The following is a 20043-nucleotide window of genomic DNA, read 5'->3' as shown; positions in this document are numbered from 1 at the left end:
TGCTCATCTTCCTCTTGTCTCTGCTGTTTTATAATCTCGCGTCAGTATAAGGTTGAAAGCTTAAGCTTTTCTTAAGCTTTTAAGGTTACAGTAAGGTCATAAGCTTCATAAGGAGTGTGATTCATGGCGCGATACCTTTGCGCTGCGCTGGCGATTTTCGTATTGATGCCTTTCGCTCTTGCTGGCCGTACTGAAGAAATACAGCACGTTTCGTTTAAAGTGACCTACGCGCTATTACCTGTGAAGGGCCGTACGGTTATCATCACGGCACCGTTTGATGGTCGCGCACAATACATTTTAAAAACAAAGCAGGATCAAACGGTTGTGCGCGGGCGGGCCTTGATTCGTTTAAGCCCTGAGATGCTGATTCATGAGCTCAATGAAGCAGGTGAAGCTGAAATCTACGCTTTCAATGAATACACTAATAAGGCCGGTTTAAAGCAAGAGTGTGACACCTTGGCGGCTAAGCATTTGGCGACAAGTTCGTATGTCAGGCTGATACACGAAAACCTCTCAGCGGTTGCGCCGATCTATAGGGAAGAAGCCAAAGACTTTCGACGTTTGGAGTTTGATGAGCTCAACACAATAGTGTGGGCGCCTGATAAGCTTCGCGTGGTGTCTCAGTGTGCCTATTCTGGCGCTTATTTGAAAGCAGGGCAGGTGGTTATGTTGCTCAAAGCCATGCCGGGTCAAACGGCTGTGGCGAAAAATCAAGTCGATCGTCTGTCGTTTAACGTAAATCATTATCGCCATACCACGTATTTTTGTCACCAGGGAGAATATTGCCATGTGCTGTATTCCAAAGCGTCGCCACTGTCGACCCGAACATTTAGTCTATGGCTGGTGCCTCAAAATGCCTTGCATCTTTCACGTTTCGGGCCTTATGTAGAGGTTGTCTCGGCTCATGGTGCTGTCAAAGAAAGGGTTGATCTGCATTATTGTATTGGTCAATTCTGGGCGGTTTCTGGTCTTGGCGGGAGTCAAGCGCTTGAGGTGCTCAAAAGCTAGTGCTAAGATGACCTCACTCAATGTTTTCAAGGATGAACCATGCGCCGGTGTTTAGTTGCCCTTTTGATTGTGAGCCTAAGTCTTGTAGGCCTGGCTAGTACCTTACAATACCGTGAGGGTGCCACCACGCTGCAAAACAGTTTTGCAGTCACCTTGAAAGTTTCGCAGGTTGCCTCCATCAGTTTTTTCTCTGAAGATTTTTTCAACCAGGGTGTGTTGAAGTCGGATTTAAGCATTAAAAATTTACCGAAGTTCTTATCACAGGTTCAAGCGCGTATCACGCAAATCACGTCACGGTTTACGCGCGTTAAGGGTTACGCGATATTTTTTTATGGGATTAAGTTTTCGCCCAAAGCGATCCAAGGGCTCAGTCAATTAATACAGAATACTCAGTTGCAAGATGGCAGTCCTCTGGCTGCTAAGCTTGTCCAGATTGGCTTTGTCGATAATAGCGTGAACAATAATGACGTCTCTGCTCTGGTTGCGCTTGTTAACAGCTTACCAAACCTTGAGTTTTTTGATGCAGCGAGTAACCCACACTTTGATGAGATCACCCCGTTGATTTTAAGCCTGGATGGCTTGAAACATTTTGAGGGTTTGAACACACGGCTAACGCGCCTTGATAGTCAATCCACTTTTTACTTGTTCCGTTCCATTTTACAAAACCGTTGGCAGGGTGTGGCTTTGAATTTAAGTGATGTCTTTGAGGCTAATGCCTTTGAAAAAGTCTTGCAACAATACAGCCTTCGTCACATCGGTATTCGCTGCCAAAATACGGTAGGCCGCGAGTCGATTGATCGTCTCTTGAAGACCATGGCTAAAACACAAAAACCGTTGTATGCGATCCACCTTTCTTTACCGGAGAGCTTAACGCTAACTTCGCAGGAGGTGAATTGGATTGTCGCGCTTTTGAATCATAATGTGAATTACTTGCATGTGGTCACATTTAATTTAGCCAAAGCGACACCAAAACAGCTAGAGCAGATTGTTAATGCCATTGCGGGTGTTAAGCATTTATACGGTTTGGCTTTGGGCGCAAATTTTTTAGCGGTGCCGAGCTTGGCCAATATCATTCAGGGCGATAATGACCTGGTGGGCTTTGAGCCTATCGGTCGAGTGGACGTGAAAGCCTTAAAAGCTTTGTTGCCGCCACCAGGCTCGAAAAAAGTCTTGTGCGTTGACACGAATCGAATCGTTCCCCTCAATGCGCAAGTCAAAGTGGATGAAGTGTTGAAAGATACATTAATCTGCTCTTCGAATGCGGCGTTGCAGCGCTATGAGAATTGGCAAGACATAGATCACTAACAGAGATCCAACTGGCTGCGATAAGCTATGCCAAATGTTCCTCGGCTTACTCATTTATGTGATTATAAACTCCGTCGCCTCGTCGCATTTGGCTACGCTTCTCTTTGCCATTTGGATCTCTTGCGTGACGGTGGTACATCTTGTCGCGATACTCTTCAACCCAGACTTTTTATGGCTAATGTCATTGCGAGCGAACGACCGTGAGCGCGGCAATCTATTTCATTAATCTGGAGATTGCTTCGTCGCTACGCGCCTCGCAAAGACGTTGCTACCCAAGGCGGTTGCTACATTTTATGATAATGTCATTGCGAGCGAACGACCGTGAGCGTGGCAATCTTGTCCATTAATCTTGAGATTGCTTCGTCGCTTCGCGCCTCGCAAAGACGGTTGCTACATGGGTGTGGCAAGCAGCTCGCGCATTTTCGCTTGGATCATCTCAATCGCGATGCGGTTTTCACCACCGCGTGGCACAATAAGATCGGCATAGCGTTTTGAAGGTTCGATGAATTGCAGGTACATGGGGCGTACGGTTTTTTCGTACTGCTCGACCACGCATTCGATCGTGCGATGACGCTCAATAATGTCGCGCTTTAAGCGGCGTAAGAGACAAATGTCCAGCGCGGTGTCCATGTAGATTCGAATGTCCATACGGTTGCGAAGGTTCGGGTCTACAAAGAGCAAGATGCCTTCGATGACGATAATGGTGTGTTGGCCAACAGTGCGGGTTTTTTCACTGCGGATATGTTCGGCGTGGTTGTAGACGGGAATATCCACCGTTTCGCCATTTTGCAGTTTGTCCAGATGTTCGCACAATAGGTTATGATCGAAAGCGTCCGGATGGTCGAAGTTGACTTTCGCGCGCTCAGCCAGTGGCAAGTGACGTAAGTCTTTATAGTAAGAATCTTCAGAAATGATGACGACTTGGTCGGAGCCGAGCTCGTTGACGATGGTGTTGGCTAATAGACTTTTACCTGAGGCAGAAGCGCCTGCGATGCCGATGATGATGGTCTTATTTTTCACGCGAACACCTTATCTTGGTTTGAGGCATCATACGTGCCTAGCGTTTCCGGGTCAAGATAACGTTCATAGCCCCCGTGCCGCCTTGGGACGGCGGGCAGCTGGCAAAAGCGAGCACACGAGGGTGGGCGCGCAACCAGCGATTCACCGCATTTTTGAGCAAGGCATTTTGGCCTTTACCGTGAATGAGTCTGATTTTTTTGTGGTCTTGGTTTAAGAGGTTCTCAAGCGCATCTTCGGCTTGTTGGAGTGTCATGCCGTGAAAATCTAAAGTCTGTTCGATGGCTACTCTGCCTTGCTTCAAATCACTCATTTGAGTATGGGATAAGCTTTCTCTGACGAAGCACAAATGATCTTCGGCTGAAACAACCTCGGCCCATTGGTCAATCTCAAGGCCTATCAGTCTGGTTTCTTTTTCAGGTTCGCGAGATTGGGAAGCAGTGTTTTTGCCAAGCGCATCAACCGCGGCACGAAAGAGGGCTTTGTCTTCATCACTGATAGTCATAGGCTCAGAAGGATAGCGAGAGTTCTTACGAAAATAAACCCTATAGCCCTTTACAGGCGCGATTTTGTGTTGCTATGATTAGCGCTCACTATTAATTAAAGGGGATCTCCATGTTGAAACACGTCGCATTAGTATCAGGGTTGGCGTTAGCCACCTCAGTAGCATTGGCAGGTAACGCAGGCTCAATGTCGCCAGCGCAGCAATTTTCTGGAATATATTTAGGTGGTGCAGCGGGCTTAAGCAGTCAGTTCTATCACTCAGAAATTAAAAATGGTTCAAATGTGCAAGAAGCGAAATTTGATGCGGGTGAATACGGCGCAGCCTTCCAATTGTTAGGCGGTTATAACTTCGCGATGTCATCACACTGGTTAATCGGTGGCGATATTCATGGTCAATACGATACAAACAGCGATGCCGCTCACCGTACCTCACAAAGTGGTACAACAGGTTCTGCCCATGTCAGCATGCCTTGGCAGTTTGGCGCTGCATTGCGAGTAGGTTACGCGCCAATGGCTAACAACTTATTCTATGGCTTGATTGGCCCAGAGTGGACACGCTTGAAGCATAAATACACGCGCAATAGCTCAACCGTTGTGGATAAAACGGTAACTGACGTTGGTGCTTTAGCTGCCGTTGGTGCACAACAAAAATTAACGCAGCACTTAGCCTTGGGTGAGCAAGTCAGCTACATTTATTATGCTAGCAAATCTAACAGCCATACTGATGGTGGTAAAACCACGATCAAGCCACGTGAAATTCAAGGCTTGTTATCATTGATGTATTACTTTAGTTAATACCGCGAAAATAGAGGCAGCCCAAATTAGCGCCAAGCGCGTAATCCAGGGTAATGCATCAGTCTATATAATCCCGCTAGGTGATCACTTAGCGGGATTTTTTATCAGTGTGAATTTACTTCGCGCCGGCATTCCAAAACAGAAAATACTGTGGGTTTACCCGCGGTGTTTATAGGGTAGGTAAGCCGGCGTCCAGCAAGCCGCTTTTAAGGCCTCATCGATATCAAACGGTGCCGCTAAGCCTTCATCAATCGCCGTTTGAGCCACACGTTTGGCAATCGCCAAAGCAATCGGTTTGGAATCACAAATGCTCGGTAACAAGGCGTTATCAATACGTTTTGCATTTTCTTCGGACAGGGTTTCGCAGGCATTAAATAACATGGCTTTGCTCAGACGCGGTGGTTTAGCCATGGCGATGCCGAGCCCAATACCCGGGAAAACCAGTGCGTTATTGCATTGTGCGATCACCCAATCGTTATCGTTATAACGTACAGTGCCAAAGGGACTACCCGTGGCAATCAAGGCTTGGCCTTGTGTCCATTCCAATAATCGAGCTGGATGGGCTTCGGCATTCGGTGTGGGGTTGGATAATGGGAAAATAATCGGGCGCGTGTGGTTTCTGATCATCGTGCCAACAATCGCTTCGCTAAATGCCCCGGTTTGACCAGAGCAGCCGATCAGCACACCAGCTTTTGTCATTTCAATCACATCGGCCAGCGCAATCGTTTCTAGCTTGCCCAGCTCGCCTAAGCTTGCGCGCGATTTGCCAAAGGGTTGTTGCTCGGATGTGAGAGTATCCATGTCATCGCAAATCAAACCCTGGCGGTCAATCAGCCAGATATGCGCACGCGCTTCGTCGATCGGTTTGTTGTGGTAAAATGCAATCGCTTCGGCGAGTTGTTTGGCGATGCCGCAACCGGCCGAGCCCGCGCCGAAAATCACAATCTGCTCATCGCATAACTGGCTGCCTTTTTGTTTTAAGGCGCTCAATAAGGCACTTAAGGTGACAATGCTGGTGCCCTCGATGTCATCGTTAAAGGTGGGCAGCTTGTCGCGGTAATGGTTAATCACACGAGAGGCATTTTCACGGCCCAAGTCTTCCCAGTGTAGGAAAGCGCCAGGTAAAACATTTTTGACGGCCTGCACAAATTTTTCGATAAACTCATCGTATTCTTTCGGGGAAATGCGTGGTTGTCGCCAGCCTAAATACATCGGATCATTCAGCAAGAGCGGGTTATTGGTGCCCACGTCTAAAAAAAGCGGTAAGGTTTTTAAAGGATTCATGTAGCCGCAGAGTGTGTAGACCATGAGTTTGGCCACGGCAATTTCCATGCCACCCAATCCTTGGTCGCCAATGCCCAAAACACCCTCGCCATCAGTGGCGACAATCACGTCGATCATGGGGTTGGTGCGGTTGCGTAAAATCTCTTCGATGCAATCGCGGTCCTCGTAGGTAATGTACAAACCACGCGGGTGGCGAAACTTCTGGCTGTAAATTTTAACCACGGTGCTCACCATCGGCGTGTAGAGCAGCGGTAGCATTTCGGCTAAATGTTCATCGACCAGTTTGTAAAAGATGACGCGGTTGCTTTCGTGCAGGGCATGCAAATACATGTTTTTGCGCAAGCGTGTATTTTGTGTTTGAAACTGAAAATACGCGCGCGCCACTTGCTCGCTTAACGTTTCGACGTGACTGGGCAACTTACCCTTGAGTTCAAACGCGTGACGCTCTTCGTTCGTAAACGCCGTGCCTTTGTTAAGCTGCGGTGCGGCCAGAAGATTGCCGCCGACCATGGGGGTTTCTAGGTACGGCAAGCCGTTTTTATCAGTTTTGAGAGTATAATCAAGCATGGCAAACCATCGGCAAAGTTAATTGTAGATGGAGTATATACCTAAAGCGTTTAAAAATCAGGCGTTGAGCGCATCATCTTGGGCTTACTATACGGTCGAAATTAAATTAGAGGCTGCTGGGCGCAGTTGAGGGCGCATCTGCGCCTTCAATCGCTTCAGTTAGTGTTTTAATCTCATCCATTATTCTTCTGTCATCAGGGTGAAGAGGTCTATTCGCTTTGGGATCCGTGCTTAAAATTAAACGAACAAGTTCTGTAAGGCTCAAATTTTTGATATCGTCGCTATTTGTTGTTGTATAGCACTCGATTCTATAGCGCCCTATTGTATAACCCTTTAGGTAACCAATTACCATCGTTTTTACGTTTTTTTTTTGTTGCTCGACAAGTTCAACTCCCCTTTTTTCTAGCATCATCTTGCTAAGGTTCTGCATTGCTTTTTTTATGGCGATCAGTGGTGTTTTGTGAGGAGGGGCTGGAAAGAATAGGCCACGGCATCTGTCGTATGGCGGAGGAAGTTCTGCGACAGGAAGTTCTGCGACAGGAGGTTTTGCGACAGGAAGTTCTGCGGCAGGAAGTTCTGCTGCTCTTTTTGCGCCCGCGTTAGCTGGCATCGTTTGCTTGTTTTCTTTGGCTCTTGGTTTTGCGTCACGATCATCTCTCATAAGCCACTTTGTGAAGGCTGATAATGACATCATGATGGGGCTCCTTATTTTTGATTTTGTTGTAATTATTCAGCAAAAATGCTGAATAATTACTCTTAATTAGACGCCTAGCGCGGCAAAGCCGCGCTAACGGCGCTTAAGGGGAGAATCGCGATTCTCCCCTTAAGAATCCCCATCGCGCAAAGAAAAATACTATTTCTAAAAGAGATGCGTCGATGTATTAGATTTTGGTGAATAGTTACATTTTGTTTAAATTATGGGGAGGTGAGCTGCATTGTCAAACGCTTTAGGTCTGTTTCTCATCATCCATCAAGGATTTTGGGTCGAAAATCCCCGCGTCATCATTGCTCATCAGCCCATCCTGGTTCCAGGGGAAGGATTTATACGCTGTGTCTTTGGTAAAGCCATAGAGTGGGTATTTGATGATTTGAAAATAGGGTGAAAAATCAAAATCTTTGGGTGTGAACAGTGCTGGGTTTCTTGGAATGAGCTCAAAAGTGTTGCCGGGTTTTTTCACGATGCGCGGTAAAATCGGGTATTTCACGCTGTGAAACGCGCGCGCGATCAGTGATGAGCAAATGTGTCGGCGCTCTTTTCGGGCTTTGATGGGGTTAAGCAGGCTGGTAAACGCGTAGCGTGGCATAAAAGTGATGGGAAAGAGTAAGCGCAACAGGTCCACAATGCGGCGAAGATTGTAGTGCTCACCAAGACTACTGATGCAATAGTTGATCACGGCTTGTTGATCCTCAGCGGCCAGGGCACTGGCGCGGCAGAGGCGCAGATGATCTTTGGCATAGTCTCGCACCGGGGTTAAAATAACGCCACGGCCTAAAATAGCTTCGATGAGCAGCGGCTCGTCGTGTGAGCCTGAAAAGTATCGGGTCAGTTGGTCTTTGGTTTTCCCTTCGGGGTAGTCTTTTATTCGGCCGATATAGAGCGCAGAGTGCGACCAGTTGCTGCGCGTGGTGACTTTTATCACTTCCGAAATACGGCTTCTGCCTTCCACCAACAAAACATCGGCGGGTAATAATGCTTCTACCACCCGCTCAATATCGCACATCGCAATTTCACTGGGCTCGTGCTCTTTGGTGAGCCATTTAACGAGTTGTTGAGCGATGTGTGAAAATGGCCAAACGCGCATGGTGGTTATTGTTCTGTAGCGAGCGTTTCAGCGTAGCCGGTATAAGTTTTCGGCGTCAAGGCTTTTAGTGTTTGCTTGATGGTGTCGTCGATGGCCAGTTGGTCGATAAAGGCCTGTAGCTCCGTTTGTGTGACGGTGTTGCCGCGCGTGAGCGCTTTGAGCTGCTCATAAGGCGCTTCAATACCGTGTTTGCGCAGTATCATTTGAATGGGTTCTGCGAGCACTTCCCAGTGTTGATCCAGCTCTTGTTCGAGTAGATCGGTATTGAGTTCAAGCTTGCCCGTGCCGCGCAGTAAGCTTTGATAGGCCAACAGACTATAGCCAAACGCTGAGCCGAGATTTCGCATGACGGTGGAGTCACTTAAGTCGCGTTGCAGGCGTGAAACGGGTAATTTTTGTGCGAAAAAATTCAATAGTGCATTCGCCAAGCCCAAATTGCCTTCCGCGTTTTCAAAGTCAATTGGGTTCACTTTGTGCGGCATGGTCGAAGAGCCGACTTCTTCAGCTTTTTTCTTAAGCTTGAAATAAGCGCGAGAAATATAGGCCCAGGCATCTTGGCTGTAGTCGAGCAAGATCGTATTGATGCGTGCCAGTGTATGCGAGAGTTCGGCAATGCCATCGTGGTTTTCGATTTGCGTGGTGTGGGTATTAAAGCTCAAGCCCAATCGGGTTTCAACAAAATCTTGGCAAATAGCAGGCCAGTTGATGTCAGGGTAAGCAGCGTGCAGGGCGTTGTAATTACCCACGGCGCCGTTGAGTTTGCCTAGAATATTGATTGAACCCAAAATATTAAGTTGTCTTTCTAGTCGACTGTAAAAATTAGCAAATTCTTTTCCCATGGTGGTGGGCGAGGCTGTCTGGCCGTGGGTGCGAGAGAGCATGGCAGCGCTGGCGTATTCATGGGCTTTGGCCTGCAAGGCGCTGTTTAGCTCGTTGAGTGCAGGGCGTAGCACCGCATTGAGGCCCGTTTTGATCATCAGGCCATAGGCCAAGTTATTCACGTCTTCACTGGTCAGACCAAAGTGCATAAATTCTTTCAAAGGCTTAAGTTCTGGCACGGTGTCCATTTGGTCTTTAATGAAATATTCTACGGCTTTCACGTCGTGGTTAATGGTGGCTTCAGTTTGCTTGATTTTTTCTGCGTCTTTACATGAGAATTTGCTAATAACTTCTTGTAAAAATTGTGGATTATTAATTTCTCCCAGCTCGGGTAGTTGGCCTGATTCGCTTAAATGTAAGAGCCATTGGATCTCGACGTGTACACGGGCTTTGATCAGGGCGTATTCGCTGAAGTGTTCGCGCAAGGCTGCGGTCGATTGGGCGTATCGACCATCCAAAGGAGAGGCGGCCGTTAATGGGGTGAGTTCAAGCATGAAAGGCACTCGTTGATCAATAAAACGGTATTTTTGATGAGTGCTTGATGGGTGTCAAGGTATTCGCTAAAGATAGAAAGTGTTTTGATGGCGCCGCTAGTGTTGGCTTTTGTTTTTGTCACCTGCGCTGATTAAGGCCGTGTCTTTTTGGGGACGCCATGAACCCGTCCCTGGGGGCTCTGGGTTCGGCCTCCTGCCTCATACAGCCCCAAAAAACACGGCCTTAATCCGTCTTGCAGGTGACGACAGTACGTGAGGCTTGCTACGTATCAACGAAGGCGTGATAATTCAGGAAGGAGATTGCCGTGTCGCTACGCTCCTCGCAAAGACGACGGTTGCTACATTATGTCATTCCCGCGCAGGCGGGAACCTATGGATGAAAAGACGGTTGCTCAGTACGCAAACCAAACAAGGATGGTCACATGTTGGAACACTACATTCGCCCGGCTTACCAACGCATCTTGGTGGACCCTCTCGCGCAATCCTTGGCGCGCTACACCCGCGTTTCAGCCAATCAACTCACGCTGTTTTCCGGCGTGCTCGCCCCGTTTATTTTACTCGCATTATGGTTTCACCATCCTGCTGTGGCGCTAGGCTTTTTGTTGCTTTCCGGTTATCTGGATACACTGGATGGGACTTTGGCGAGATTTCGCTCAGAAACGAGTGAGCAGGGCAGCGTGTTAGATATTGTCTGTGATCGTGTAGTGGAATTATCGGTTTTTTTAGGTTTGTATCTCTATGCGCCGGATACGCGGGCTCTGGCGTGTTTAGCTATGCTCGGCAGCTCGTATTTGTGCATCACCAGCTTTTTGGTGGTTGGGATTTTTACTCAAAACGAGTCGCAGAAAAGTTTTCACTACAGCCCGGGTTTGATGGAGCGTGGTGAAGCCTTTATCTTTTTTGTGCTGATGATCGCGGCCCCGTTCTTATTTCAGCCCTTGGCTTGGGCGTACACACTATTGGTGCTTTGGACGGCCGGCTATCGTGTGTATGAATTTATGGTGGCAAATTAAAGCGCCTTGAGCGTATCGAGTACGACTTTAGCGTGATCTTTCACTTTGACTTTGCGCCATTCGGCCAGGAGTGTGCCGTCTGGGCCGATGAGAAAGCTTGAGCGCTCGATGCCTAGGTATTCTTTGCCGTAGAGTTTTTTCAGCTTGATCACGTCAAAGGCTTGGCACAGGCTTTCGTCTTCATCGGTGACAAGATCAAAAGGCAAGGCGTATTTGGCTTTAAAGTTACTGTGTGTGCGCAAGCTGTCTTTGGAAACACCGACAATATCCGCGTCTAATGCTTGGAACTCGGCATAGAGATCCCGAAAATCTTGGCCTTCTTGCGTGCAGCCCGGTGTGTTGTCTTTGGGGTAGAAGTAGATGACGAGATAGCGGCCTTTAAAGTCTTTGAGGCTAAGGATTTTGTCGTTTGTGGCTTTGGCGGTGAAGTTTGGGGCTTTTTTTCCAACACTGATCATCATGATCTTCTCCAGTTGTAATTTGATATCACTGTCGTATGATAACCTGAATTCATAGGACACTCCAATGACAAAACATTTTTCCGGCAGCTTGGTTGCGCTAGTGACCCCGATGAAAGATCATGGTGAGATTGATGAGCCATCGTTTGTTGATTTGATTCAGTGGCATCTTGCTGAGGGCACGCAGGGTTTGGTGATTTTAGGCACCACCGGTGAGTCGCCCACGGTAAAGGCCGAGCGAGAAGCGCTCTTTAAGCTTGCGGTGAAAACGGCTGCGGGCCGGGTGCCGATCATCGCTGGTGTGGGTACAAACGATACCAAGGTGAGTATTGAGCAAGCCAAGGCGGCTGAAGCGTGTGGCGTGGATGCCATGTTGGTCGTTGTACCGTACTACAATAAACCACCGCAACGCGGCATGGTTGAGCACTTTAAAGCTATTCATGATGCTACGCAATTACCTATCATTATCTACAATGCCTTTGGTCGTACAGGCGCAGATATTGCCCCCGAAACCGTGATCACGCTGGCTGAAAGCTGTGAGCGTATCGTCGCATTAAAAGATGCGAACCCTGAGTTATCTCGTGTGGCTGAGCTTAAGGCGAAATTGAGCCCGGATTTTGTGTTGCTATCGGGTAATGATGATGTGGCCCTGGAGTACGTATTGAAAGGGGGTGATGGTGTGATTTCTGTCACGGCGAATGTGGTGCCGGCTTTAATGGCTGAGATGATGGCGTTGGCTAACACAGACGTTGAAAAAGCCAAGGCGATCAACGAGCGTTTGAATGATTTGCATCACACCTTGTTTATTGAGTCGAATCCCATCCCGGTGAAGTGGGCGGTGAATCGCATGGGAAAAATCCCTGGTGGTTTGCGTTTGCCGCTGGTATCCTTGGCCCAGCAAAATCAGCCGCTTTTAGAGCGAGTGATGCAATCGCTTGGAGTTATTGGATGAAAAAAATACAACAAAGCCTTTTGGTCAGTTTAGCTGCGTTGTCGCTTGCGGCCTGTGGTGATGTGTCAAAAACCTATCAAATTTTCAGTGATCACGGTCAAGACTACCTCCAAGCTGATGCCACGCCACCGTTGCAAATACCACCGGGTTATAGCTCAAGCTCTGTGGAGGATTATTACCCTGTGCCGAATGCGTCTGGCAATATGGCGCAAACCACGCCGCAAATTATTCCGCCGAATATCGATCCTAAGCTGGTACCAAAACCACGCCCATGGATTTTGCGCCTCATTCCGCACGCACACATGCCGTGGGAAGCGCCCGAAAACCATAACGATTAACCCCATGTTCAATCCGATCAAAAAACGTCGCACCTTTGCGATCATTTCTCATCCTGACGCCGGTAAAACCACGCTCACAGAAAAGCTGTTGCTATTCGGGGGTGCGATTCAAGAAGCCGGTACGGTCAAAGGGCGAAAAGCCTCGCGTCATGCCACCTCCGATTGGCTGGAGCTAGAAAAACAACGCGGTATTTCGGTCACGACCTCTGTCATGCAGTTTCCCTATCGTGATGCGATTATCAATCTACTGGATACACCGGGTCATGGCGATTTCTCGGAAGATACCTATCGCACGCTGACGGCGGTCGACTCTTCGCTCATGGTGATCGATGCAGCCAAAGGTGTGGAAGCGCGTACGATTAAACTTTTAGAGGTGTGCCGTTTGCGTCACACGCCGGTCATGACGTTCATCAACAAAATGGATCGTGAAACGCGCGAGCCTATTGAGTTGCTCGATGAAATTGAGTCGGTGTTGAATATTGAATGTGCGCCGGTCACTTGGCCGATCGGCATGGGTAAAGCGTTTAAAGGTATTTATCATCTGTATCGCGATGAAGTGGTGTTTTATGCGTCTAGCAAGGGCGATCATATTCAAGCCTTTGATGTGATCAAGGGGCTGGATAATCCCGCCTTAGATGAACGTTTGGGGAGTGTGGCTGCAGAGCTTCGCGAGGAAATTGAGCTCGTGAAAGGCGCCAGTCACGTGTTTGATCCTGCGCGTTATTTGGCGGGTGAGCAAACGCCGGTGTTTTTTGGTTCGGGAATTAATAATTTTGGTATTCGCGAGTTGCTCGATGAGTTTATCACGCATGCCCCGGCGCCGCAGTCTCGTGAGGCTGAAGAACGGATCGTTGAGCCTTCTGAAGAAAAATTCACGGGCTTTGTGTTTAAAATTCAAGCCAACATGGACCCGAAACATCGCGATCGCATCGCTTTTTTGCGGATTTGTTCGGGCAAATATGAAAAGGGCATGAAGGTAAAGCATGTGCGCCTAGGGCGTGATATGACTATCAGTAATGCGCACACTTTTATGGCGGGCGAGCGTGAACATGCTGAAGAAGCCTTTGCTGGCGATATTATCGGTATTCATAACCACGGTGCCTTGCAAATTGGCGACACTTTCACGCAAGGTGAGATGTTAAAGTTCACCGGTATTCCGCATTTTGCGCCCGAGTTGTTTAAGCTTGTGCGCGTTAAAGACCCACTTAAAGCTAAGCAGTTGCAAAAAGGTTTGCAAGAGCTTTCCGAAGAGGGCGCCACACAAGTGTTTAAGCCCTTGGCCAGTAACGATTTAATTCTGGGTGCAGTCGGTGTGTTGCAGTTTGATGTGGTCGCGCATCGTTTGCAACACGAATACAAAGTCGAATGCATTTATGAAAATGTGAGTGTGGCCACAGCGCGCTGGATTTATTGCAAAGATAAAAAGATGCTTGAAGACTTTAAAAAGAAAGCCTTCAATAACTTGGCGCTCGATGGTGGCGGTTGTTTAACGTATATCGCGCCCACGCGCGTGAACTTAAGTTTGGCCCAGGAAAAGTGGCCGGAAATTGAGTTCTCTGCAACGCGTGAGCATTAAACGCCTATCAATTTTTTTAAATTCGCGTAGAATACCGCCAAATTAATAAGCACAGACAGTAATATTATGAGCCAATCCATTCGAAATATCGCCATTATCGCCCACGTAGACCATGGTAAGACCACCTTGGTCGATAAGCTGTTGCAACAATCAGGTACTTTGGGCCGCCAGGGGGATCGTATTGAGCGCGTCATGGATTCTAACGAGCTAGAGCAAGAGCGTGGAATTACCATTTTGGCCAAAAACACGGCGATCGACTGGAAAGGCACACGTATTAACGTGGTGGATACCCCGGGGCATGCGGATTTCGGTGGCGAGGTTGAGCGCATCATGTCGATGGTGGATTCAGTGTTGCTTTTGGTTGACGCGGTCGATGGTCCTATGCCACAAACGCGTTTTGTGACGCAAAAAGCCTTTGCGCAAGGGTTAAAGCCGATAGTGGTGATCAATAAAATTGATCGCCCGGGTGCGCGCCCAGACTGGGTGATGGATCAAGTGTTTGATTTGTTCGATCGCCTGGGTGCAACAGACGAGCAACTGGATTTTCCGGTGGTCTATACCTCAGCACTAGAGGGTTATGCGAAAATGGATTTGGCTGAATCCAGCGATTCCATGGCACCGTTATTAGATTTAATCTTAACTAAAGTGCCCGCGCCTGATGTGGACGTCAACGCTGCCTTTCAAATGCAAATTTCATCGCTTTCCTATTCATCGTATGTGGGTGTGATCGGTGTGGGCCGTATCAAACGCGGTACAGCACGCCGTAATATGCCGGTCGTGGTGATTGACCGTGAAGGCAAAAAACGTAACGCAAAGATTTTGCAAGTCTTGGGTCATTTAGGTTTAGAGCGTCACGAAGTGGAAAGCGCACAAGCGGGTGACATCATTGCCATTACCGGCATTGAAAACCTCAATATTTCTGACACGGTATGTGATCCAGCGAATGCCGAAGCCTTGCCGTGTTTAAAAGTGGATGAGCCAACGGTAACCATGACTTTCTTGGTGAACGCTTCGCCGTTTGCCGGCAAGGAAGGTAAGTTTATCACCTCGCGCCAAATCGGTGATCGCCTCACGCGCGAGTTGATTCACAACGTCGCCTTGCGTGTGGAAAACACCGATGATCCCGATAAATTTAAAGTCTCCGGTCGTGGTGAGTTGCACTTGGCCATTTTGATTGAAACCATGCGTCGCGAGGGTTTTGAGCTTGCTGTGTCGCGCCCTGAAGTGATCATGCACGAAGTCGATGGTGAAATGCACGAGCCCTATGAGCAGCTGACAATCGATGTGGATGAAAACTACCAAGGTAACGTGATGCAAGCCTTGGGCGAGCGCAAAGGCGATTTGCAAAACATGCAAACCGATGGCAAAGGTCGGGTGCGCTTGGATTATATTATCCCTGCGCGCGGCTTAATTGGCTTTCATACGGATTTCTTGACCATGACATCAGGCACCGGTTTGATGTATCACGTGTTTGATCATTACGGGCCGTGTAAAAAAGACGTCATGTCACAGCGTGTGAACGGTGTGTTGATTGCCAACGACAAAGGCGTGGCGACAGCCTATGCGCTTTGGAACTTGGAAGACCGCGGTAAAATGTTTATCAAGCCTCAAACGGATGTGTACGAGGGGATGATTGTGGGTATTCATTCACGTAATAATGATTTGGTGGTGAACGTTTCACGCGCTAAGCAGCTCACGAACATTCGTGCTTCAGGCAGTGATGAGAATATTCAGTTGTCGCCGCCGATTAAGCTCACGCTGGAGAGCGCCTTGGAGTTTATCAACGATGACGAGTTGGTGGAAGTGACACCGGTGTCCATTCGGTTGCGTAAAAAATTCTTGAAAGAACACGAGCGTAAGCGTCAGAAATAACATTCTGGCTGTGTTGCGTAGCAACCGTCTTTGCGAGGAGCGAAGCGACGAAGCAATCTCCAGGTTAATTCAAAAGATTGCCGCGCTCACTGACGTTCGCTTGCAATTGACGTTAGCTAAAAAGTAGCAAGCCTGGATTGAACGCCAAAGGCGTGATAATCCGGGTTTTTATTTCTACCCAAGACGGCTGCTACGAGCAATCAACTCAGCAATCATCAGTATCACCACCACCGTTAAAATCGGTCGAATGATTTTTTGCCCGTTGTGAATCACTAATCTTGCCCCGACATTCGCACCAATGATTTGCCCGAAAGCCATGGATAATGCAATCGGCCAGTAGATATGACCTTGTGAAAAAAAGAAAATGAATGAGGCAATATTGCCGGCAAGGTTCACTGGTTTGCCATGCACGGTGGCGTTTTTCAAGGATAGGCCTTGAAATAGGAAAAACACTAAGACCCAAAATGAGCCGGTGCCAGGGCCGAAGAAACCGTTATAAAATCCAATAGCTAAGCCAAAAATAATCGCAAACTGCATAGGCTTCATTAAAGTTTTGCTGCTTTGTTTGAACAGACGCCCCGAAAGCAAAAAATAGCTCAGTGCGAAAAGCAGCATCAACGGCACAATCGTTTGCAAGGTTTGGTTGTGAATATGTTGCACCAAGAGCGTGCCAACACTTGAGCCGATGAGGGCAAAAATAATCGGGTAAAGAATGTAATTTAAGCTTAAGTTGGCTTTGCGTTTGAAATGATAAGTTGCGATTGATTCGCCCACCAGCCCTTGAAAGCGATTGGCGCTCAAAGCGTATATAGGCGGCACATTAAAAAACAATAGCGCCGGTAGCGTTACCATGCCACCGCCGCCGGCGATAGTATCCACGATGCCCGCAACGATGGATACGCACATTAATAGGGCATCGGTCGTGTAGGGTAAATTAAGTGCACTATGCGTGAGCATTTACCGCTTCCTCAAAGCTTTCGATATGATCTAAAAGACCCGTGATGACTAACACATCGCCAGCTTCAATCGGTGTATCTAGATGTGTATGCTCAAGTGTTCGCCCCTGCCGACGAATGGCTTTTAAGCGAATGGCGCGTGTGTCAATATCAACAGTCTGCAAGCTTCTGCCACAGATAGCTGCGTTAGGATCAACACGAAAAGAGTAACGTTGAGGCTTATCGATATTTTCACTGTCCAGTAATGTCTCATCACCGCGGAAAAAATCGTACTTTAGGGTTTGTTTGACTTTGTAACTGATGCGTGCGATATCATGCGGTTTAAAGCCAATCGCGTTGAGTGTTTGTTTTCCAAGTAACATACCCACTTCAATGCCTTCGTCGATGACAGACAGGTTCGACGCAGTGGGTAGAGAGTCGCCGGATTTCATTTTAACCCGTAAAATAAGTGGTGTACGTTGTGTTTCTTCGTGCACGATATTGTGCACTTCGCGCGCAAGGTTTTCACTATTAAAACACACCACAACGGCCAGGGCATTTTTTAAACCTAACGATAATAACATTTCGCGGTCTGAAGCATTGCCATAGTACACGGGTTCGCCCGCCATAGAGGCTTGGCTGACGCGAGTAGCATTTGTGTCGATGGCATTAAAAGGCAAGCCTGCCGCTTTAAACACGCTGGCGACTTGTTGGCCGGTATATCCAAAACCGCAAATAATGATATGGGGTAATTCGCTCTGCGCTTTGTTCGGTTTTTCGGTATTGGGTTTTTCGCCTCGGCGATTAGCGAGCCAGCGGCTAAAGGGTTTTTGTATTTGCACAATCACCAAAGAGAGAATCATGCTGAAAATAATACTGCCGATAATAATTTGGCCGTGAAAGTCTTGAATAAGCTTGAAGTTGGTGGCCACAGCAATCAGTACAAAGCCAAACTCACCGGCTTGTGAGAGTAAAATACCCGTGCGAAACGCCTGTTGCCGATCAGCGAGTTTTAGAAATAGGATAATTAAAGGGATAATCGCTATTTTCACCAAGACGAGCAGTGTGCCCACAAGTAGAATCCAGCCGCCGGTTGTATTTAGCGTGCTGATGTTTAGGGACATGCCAATACCAATAAAAAACAAACCTAGAAGCACATCGCGAAACGGGCGGATATCATTGGCCACCTGTTTGTGATAAGGGGTGCCGGCTAAAATTACGCCCGCTAAAAATGCACCAAGTTCTTTGGACATGCCCATCATGTCAGAAAAATACGCTGCGCCTAAAGCTGTTAAAAACGCGGCTAAAATAAATAATTCGTTAGAGCCTGAGCGTGCGACTTCTTTAAACAGTGGGGTGATGATGAGTCGGCCGACAAAATAAATAATGAAGAAGGTGAGTATGCCGATGATTAATTCAACGCTGATGTGTTGAAGCAAGCCTTGGCCGCTGTTGTTCGCTAGGATCGAGGTAATGATGAGTAGAGGCACGACCATGATGTCTTGAAAGATCAATACGCCGATCGTCATGCGACCGGTTTGTGTTTGCACCTCGCCAGCTTCACTCAACACTTTTGAAATCATCGCGGTGGAGGAGAGCGATAGTGTGGCGCCAACAATAAACGCATTGCCCACGCTCATGCCAAATAAAATGCCGATAGCCCAAAAAATCGCAGTGCAGGCCGCGACTTGTAAGCTGCCTAGCAAAAACACAATGCGTTTTAAGGCGATGAGTTTGGCGGTTGAGAACTCAAGGCCGATTGTGAATAGCAAAAACACGACGCCGTATTTGGCTAAAATATTGTAAGACTGGATGTCTTTAAAGGCGTATCGGTCGATGATGGCGATAAAGATACCCACGGCCAGGTAGCCCAAGATCGAGGGCAGGCTTAAGCGGCGGAAGATGGCGATCACGATCACGGATAGCACGATGATCGTCAAGAGTTGCTCAAAAATGCCATATTCCATCGGCGCTTATCTCCTAAGCCATTGAAAAATGATCATAAACGGCTTTTATGGGTTTTTCTAGACATATTGCTGCCGCGCCTATATTATCGCTGCGATTATCTAGGTGTTTCTAGGAAATTGTGTTATAATTCAACAATCTGTGCTTAATGGAGCTAAAAGCCACATGATCAAACAACGTACGCTAAAGAATGTGATTAAAGCCACCGGCGTCACGGTGCACAGTGGTGAGCGTGCTGAACTTGTGTTGCGTCCTGCGCCTGAAGACACGGGCATCGTTTTTCGTCGTGTTGACTTAGACCCTGTGGGCGAAGTCAAGGCGTGTGCCTTGAATGTCGGCGATACCCGTTTATCCACGTCTATTCATGCTAATGGTGTCACCGTTTCAACGGTAGAACATTTAATGTCCGCGTTTGCAGGCTTGGGTGTGGACAACGCTTATGTCGATATTAACGCGACTGAGATTCCGATCATGGACGGCAGTGCAGGTCCTTTTGTGTTTTTGATCCAATCTGCCGGTGTGGTGGAGCAATCAAAAGCTAAACAATTTATCCGTATCAAAAAGCCTGTGCGTTTTGAGGTCGACGATAAGTGGGCTGAGTTTTTGCCGTATGATGGGTTTAAAGTGTCGTTTGAAATTGTTTACGATCATCCTGTGTTTAACAAATCTAACAAATTAGCCGAGCTCGATTTCTCGCGTCATTCTTACATCAAAGAAGTCTCTCGTGCGCGTACCTATGGTTTCTTATCTGACTACGAAAAAATTAAATCCATGAATTTAGCGCGGGGCGCAAGTTTGGATAATGCGATTGTGGTCGATCAATTTCGTGTGTTAAACGAAGACGGCTTGCGTTATGAAGATGAATTCGTGAAACACAAAGTGCTCGATGCGATTGGCGATATGGCCTTATTGGGTCATTCGGTGATTGGTGAATTCAAAGGCTATAAATCTGGCCACGAAGTGAATAATAAACTGATGCGCACTTTACTTGCCACGCAAGAAGCGTGGGAATATGTAACCTTCGAAGATGCGGAGCAAGCCCCTGTCATGTTCTTAGGCGCGGCTAAGCATGAAGCGGTTTAATACCGATTGGCCTCTTTCTTGCAACTGTTTTTTGTAACCCGGGTTATCTCTCGCCGTAGCTGCTTCGCAGCAAAGGCGGATCAACCCAGTCTACGTTTGTTCCGTGTAGCCTGTATATGGACTCACCCCCATTGTAAAGGATAAAAAACACTCGAGCACAATAAGGTAAAGATTGCATCTGTATATCCGGCATCTG

At 47.7% G+C, this 20043-nt stretch carries 18 protein-coding genes; 9 read left to right on the top strand and 9 right to left on the bottom strand.

Annotated elements, in window-relative coordinates; translation table 11 throughout:
• The first annotated feature begins 123 nt into the window (after positions 1 to 123).
• Positions 124 to 1008: a hypothetical protein gene (locus COV52_06910; protein PIR10770.1), complete on the top strand. Its 885-nt coding sequence runs from the start codon at positions 124 to 126 to the stop codon at positions 1006 to 1008.
• A 39-nt stretch (positions 1009 to 1047) separates the two neighbouring features.
• Complete coding sequence (locus COV52_06905) at positions 1048 to 2313, top strand: hypothetical protein (GenBank protein ID PIR10769.1); 1266 nt, start codon at positions 1048 to 1050, stop codon at positions 2311 to 2313.
• Between the two features lie 390 nt (positions 2314 to 2703).
• Here COV52_06905 and COV52_06900 read toward each other — a convergent pair whose 3' ends face one another.
• On the bottom strand, positions 2704 to 3333 hold the full coding sequence (locus tag COV52_06900; protein ID PIR10768.1) for a uridine kinase: 630 nt from the start codon (positions 3331 to 3333) through the stop codon (positions 2704 to 2706).
• A gap of 37 nt (positions 3334 to 3370) precedes the next feature.
• Complete coding sequence (locus COV52_06895) at positions 3371 to 3835, bottom strand: DNA mismatch repair protein MutS (protein ID PIR10767.1); 465 nt, start codon at positions 3833 to 3835, stop codon at positions 3371 to 3373.
• A 110-nt stretch (positions 3836 to 3945) separates the two neighbouring features.
• Here COV52_06895 and COV52_06890 point away from each other — a divergent pair, with 110 nt between their 5' ends.
• The gene (locus tag COV52_06890) at positions 3946 to 4629 is read left to right on the top strand and encodes a hypothetical protein (GenBank protein PIR10766.1); all 684 of its coding nucleotides are present in this window, start codon (positions 3946 to 3948) and stop codon (positions 4627 to 4629) included.
• A gap of 156 nt (positions 4630 to 4785) precedes the next feature.
• On the opposite strand, the gene COV52_06885 is transcribed toward COV52_06890, so the two are convergent.
• From COV52_06885 to COV52_06870, 4 genes are all read right to left on the bottom strand, one after another.
• On the bottom strand, positions 4786 to 6480 hold the full coding sequence (locus COV52_06885) for an NAD-dependent malic enzyme (GenBank protein ID PIR10765.1): 1695 nt from the start codon (positions 6478 to 6480) through the stop codon (positions 4786 to 4788).
• Between the two features lie 106 nt (positions 6481 to 6586).
• A complete protein-coding gene (locus COV52_06880; GenBank protein PIR10764.1) occupies positions 6587 to 7174 on the bottom strand; it encodes a hypothetical protein in 588 nt (195 codons plus the stop codon).
• Between the two features lie 253 nt (positions 7175 to 7427).
• Positions 7428 to 8282, bottom strand: a complete 855-nt coding sequence (locus COV52_06875; protein PIR10763.1) for a hypothetical protein — start codon at positions 8280 to 8282, stop codon at positions 7428 to 7430.
• Positions 8283 to 8287: 5 nt separating this feature from the next.
• Positions 8288 to 9655, bottom strand: a complete 1368-nt coding sequence (locus tag COV52_06870) for an adenylosuccinate lyase (GenBank protein PIR10762.1) — start codon at positions 9653 to 9655, stop codon at positions 8288 to 8290.
• 422 nt (positions 9656 to 10077) lie between these two features.
• Here COV52_06870 and COV52_06865 point away from each other — a divergent pair, with 422 nt between their 5' ends.
• On the top strand, positions 10078 to 10668 hold the full coding sequence (locus COV52_06865) for a hypothetical protein (protein PIR10761.1): 591 nt from the start codon (positions 10078 to 10080) through the stop codon (positions 10666 to 10668).
• On the opposite strand, the gene COV52_06860 is transcribed toward COV52_06865, so the two are convergent.
• Complete coding sequence (locus tag COV52_06860; protein PIR10760.1) at positions 10665 to 11129, bottom strand: peroxiredoxin; 465 nt, start codon at positions 11127 to 11129, stop codon at positions 10665 to 10667. The genes COV52_06865 and COV52_06860 overlap by 4 nt on opposite strands.
• A gap of 64 nt (positions 11130 to 11193) precedes the next feature.
• Between COV52_06860 and COV52_06855 the strand changes: the two genes are divergently transcribed.
• The 4 genes from COV52_06855 to typA all read left to right on the top strand — a co-directional run bounded on the left by COV52_06855 (position 11194) and on the right by typA (position 15864).
• Positions 11194 to 12078, top strand: a complete 885-nt coding sequence (locus COV52_06855; GenBank protein PIR10759.1) for a 4-hydroxy-tetrahydrodipicolinate synthase — start codon at positions 11194 to 11196, stop codon at positions 12076 to 12078.
• Positions 12075 to 12416: a hypothetical protein gene (locus COV52_06850; GenBank protein ID PIR10758.1), complete on the top strand. Its 342-nt coding sequence runs from the start codon at positions 12075 to 12077 to the stop codon at positions 12414 to 12416. The genes COV52_06855 and COV52_06850 overlap by 4 nt, the downstream gene beginning before the upstream one ends.
• A 4-nt stretch (positions 12417 to 12420) precedes the next feature.
• A complete protein-coding gene (locus COV52_06845; protein ID PIR10757.1) occupies positions 12421 to 13992 on the top strand; it encodes a peptide chain release factor 3 in 1572 nt (523 codons plus the stop codon).
• Between the two features lie 66 nt (positions 13993 to 14058).
• The gene (gene typA, locus COV52_06840) at positions 14059 to 15864 is read left to right on the top strand and encodes a translational GTPase TypA (protein PIR10756.1); all 1806 of its coding nucleotides are present in this window, start codon (positions 14059 to 14061) and stop codon (positions 15862 to 15864) included.
• Between the two features lie 174 nt (positions 15865 to 16038).
• On the opposite strand, the gene COV52_06835 is transcribed toward typA, so the two are convergent.
• Positions 16039 to 16821: a hypothetical protein gene (locus tag COV52_06835; protein PIR10755.1), complete on the bottom strand. Its 783-nt coding sequence runs from the start codon at positions 16819 to 16821 to the stop codon at positions 16039 to 16041.
• Complete coding sequence (locus COV52_06830) at positions 16808 to 18766, bottom strand: hypothetical protein (protein ID PIR10754.1); 1959 nt, start codon at positions 18764 to 18766, stop codon at positions 16808 to 16810. Before COV52_06830 ends, COV52_06835 begins: the two co-directional genes overlap by 14 nt.
• 163 nt (positions 18767 to 18929) lie before the next feature.
• Between COV52_06830 and COV52_06825 the strand changes: the two genes are divergently transcribed.
• On the top strand, positions 18930 to 19847 hold the full coding sequence (locus COV52_06825) for a UDP-3-O-[3-hydroxymyristoyl] N-acetylglucosamine deacetylase (GenBank protein ID PIR10753.1): 918 nt from the start codon (positions 18930 to 18932) through the stop codon (positions 19845 to 19847).
• The last annotated feature ends 196 nt before the right edge of the window (positions 19848 to 20043 follow it).

It is taken from the genome of Gammaproteobacteria bacterium CG11_big_fil_rev_8_21_14_0_20_46_22, assembly GCA_002796245.1.
In the GTDB taxonomy this organism is placed as follows: Bacteria; Pseudomonadota; Gammaproteobacteria; order UBA12402; family UBA12402; genus 1-14-0-20-46-22.
This window is presented reverse-complemented; position numbering and strand designations above follow the sequence as displayed.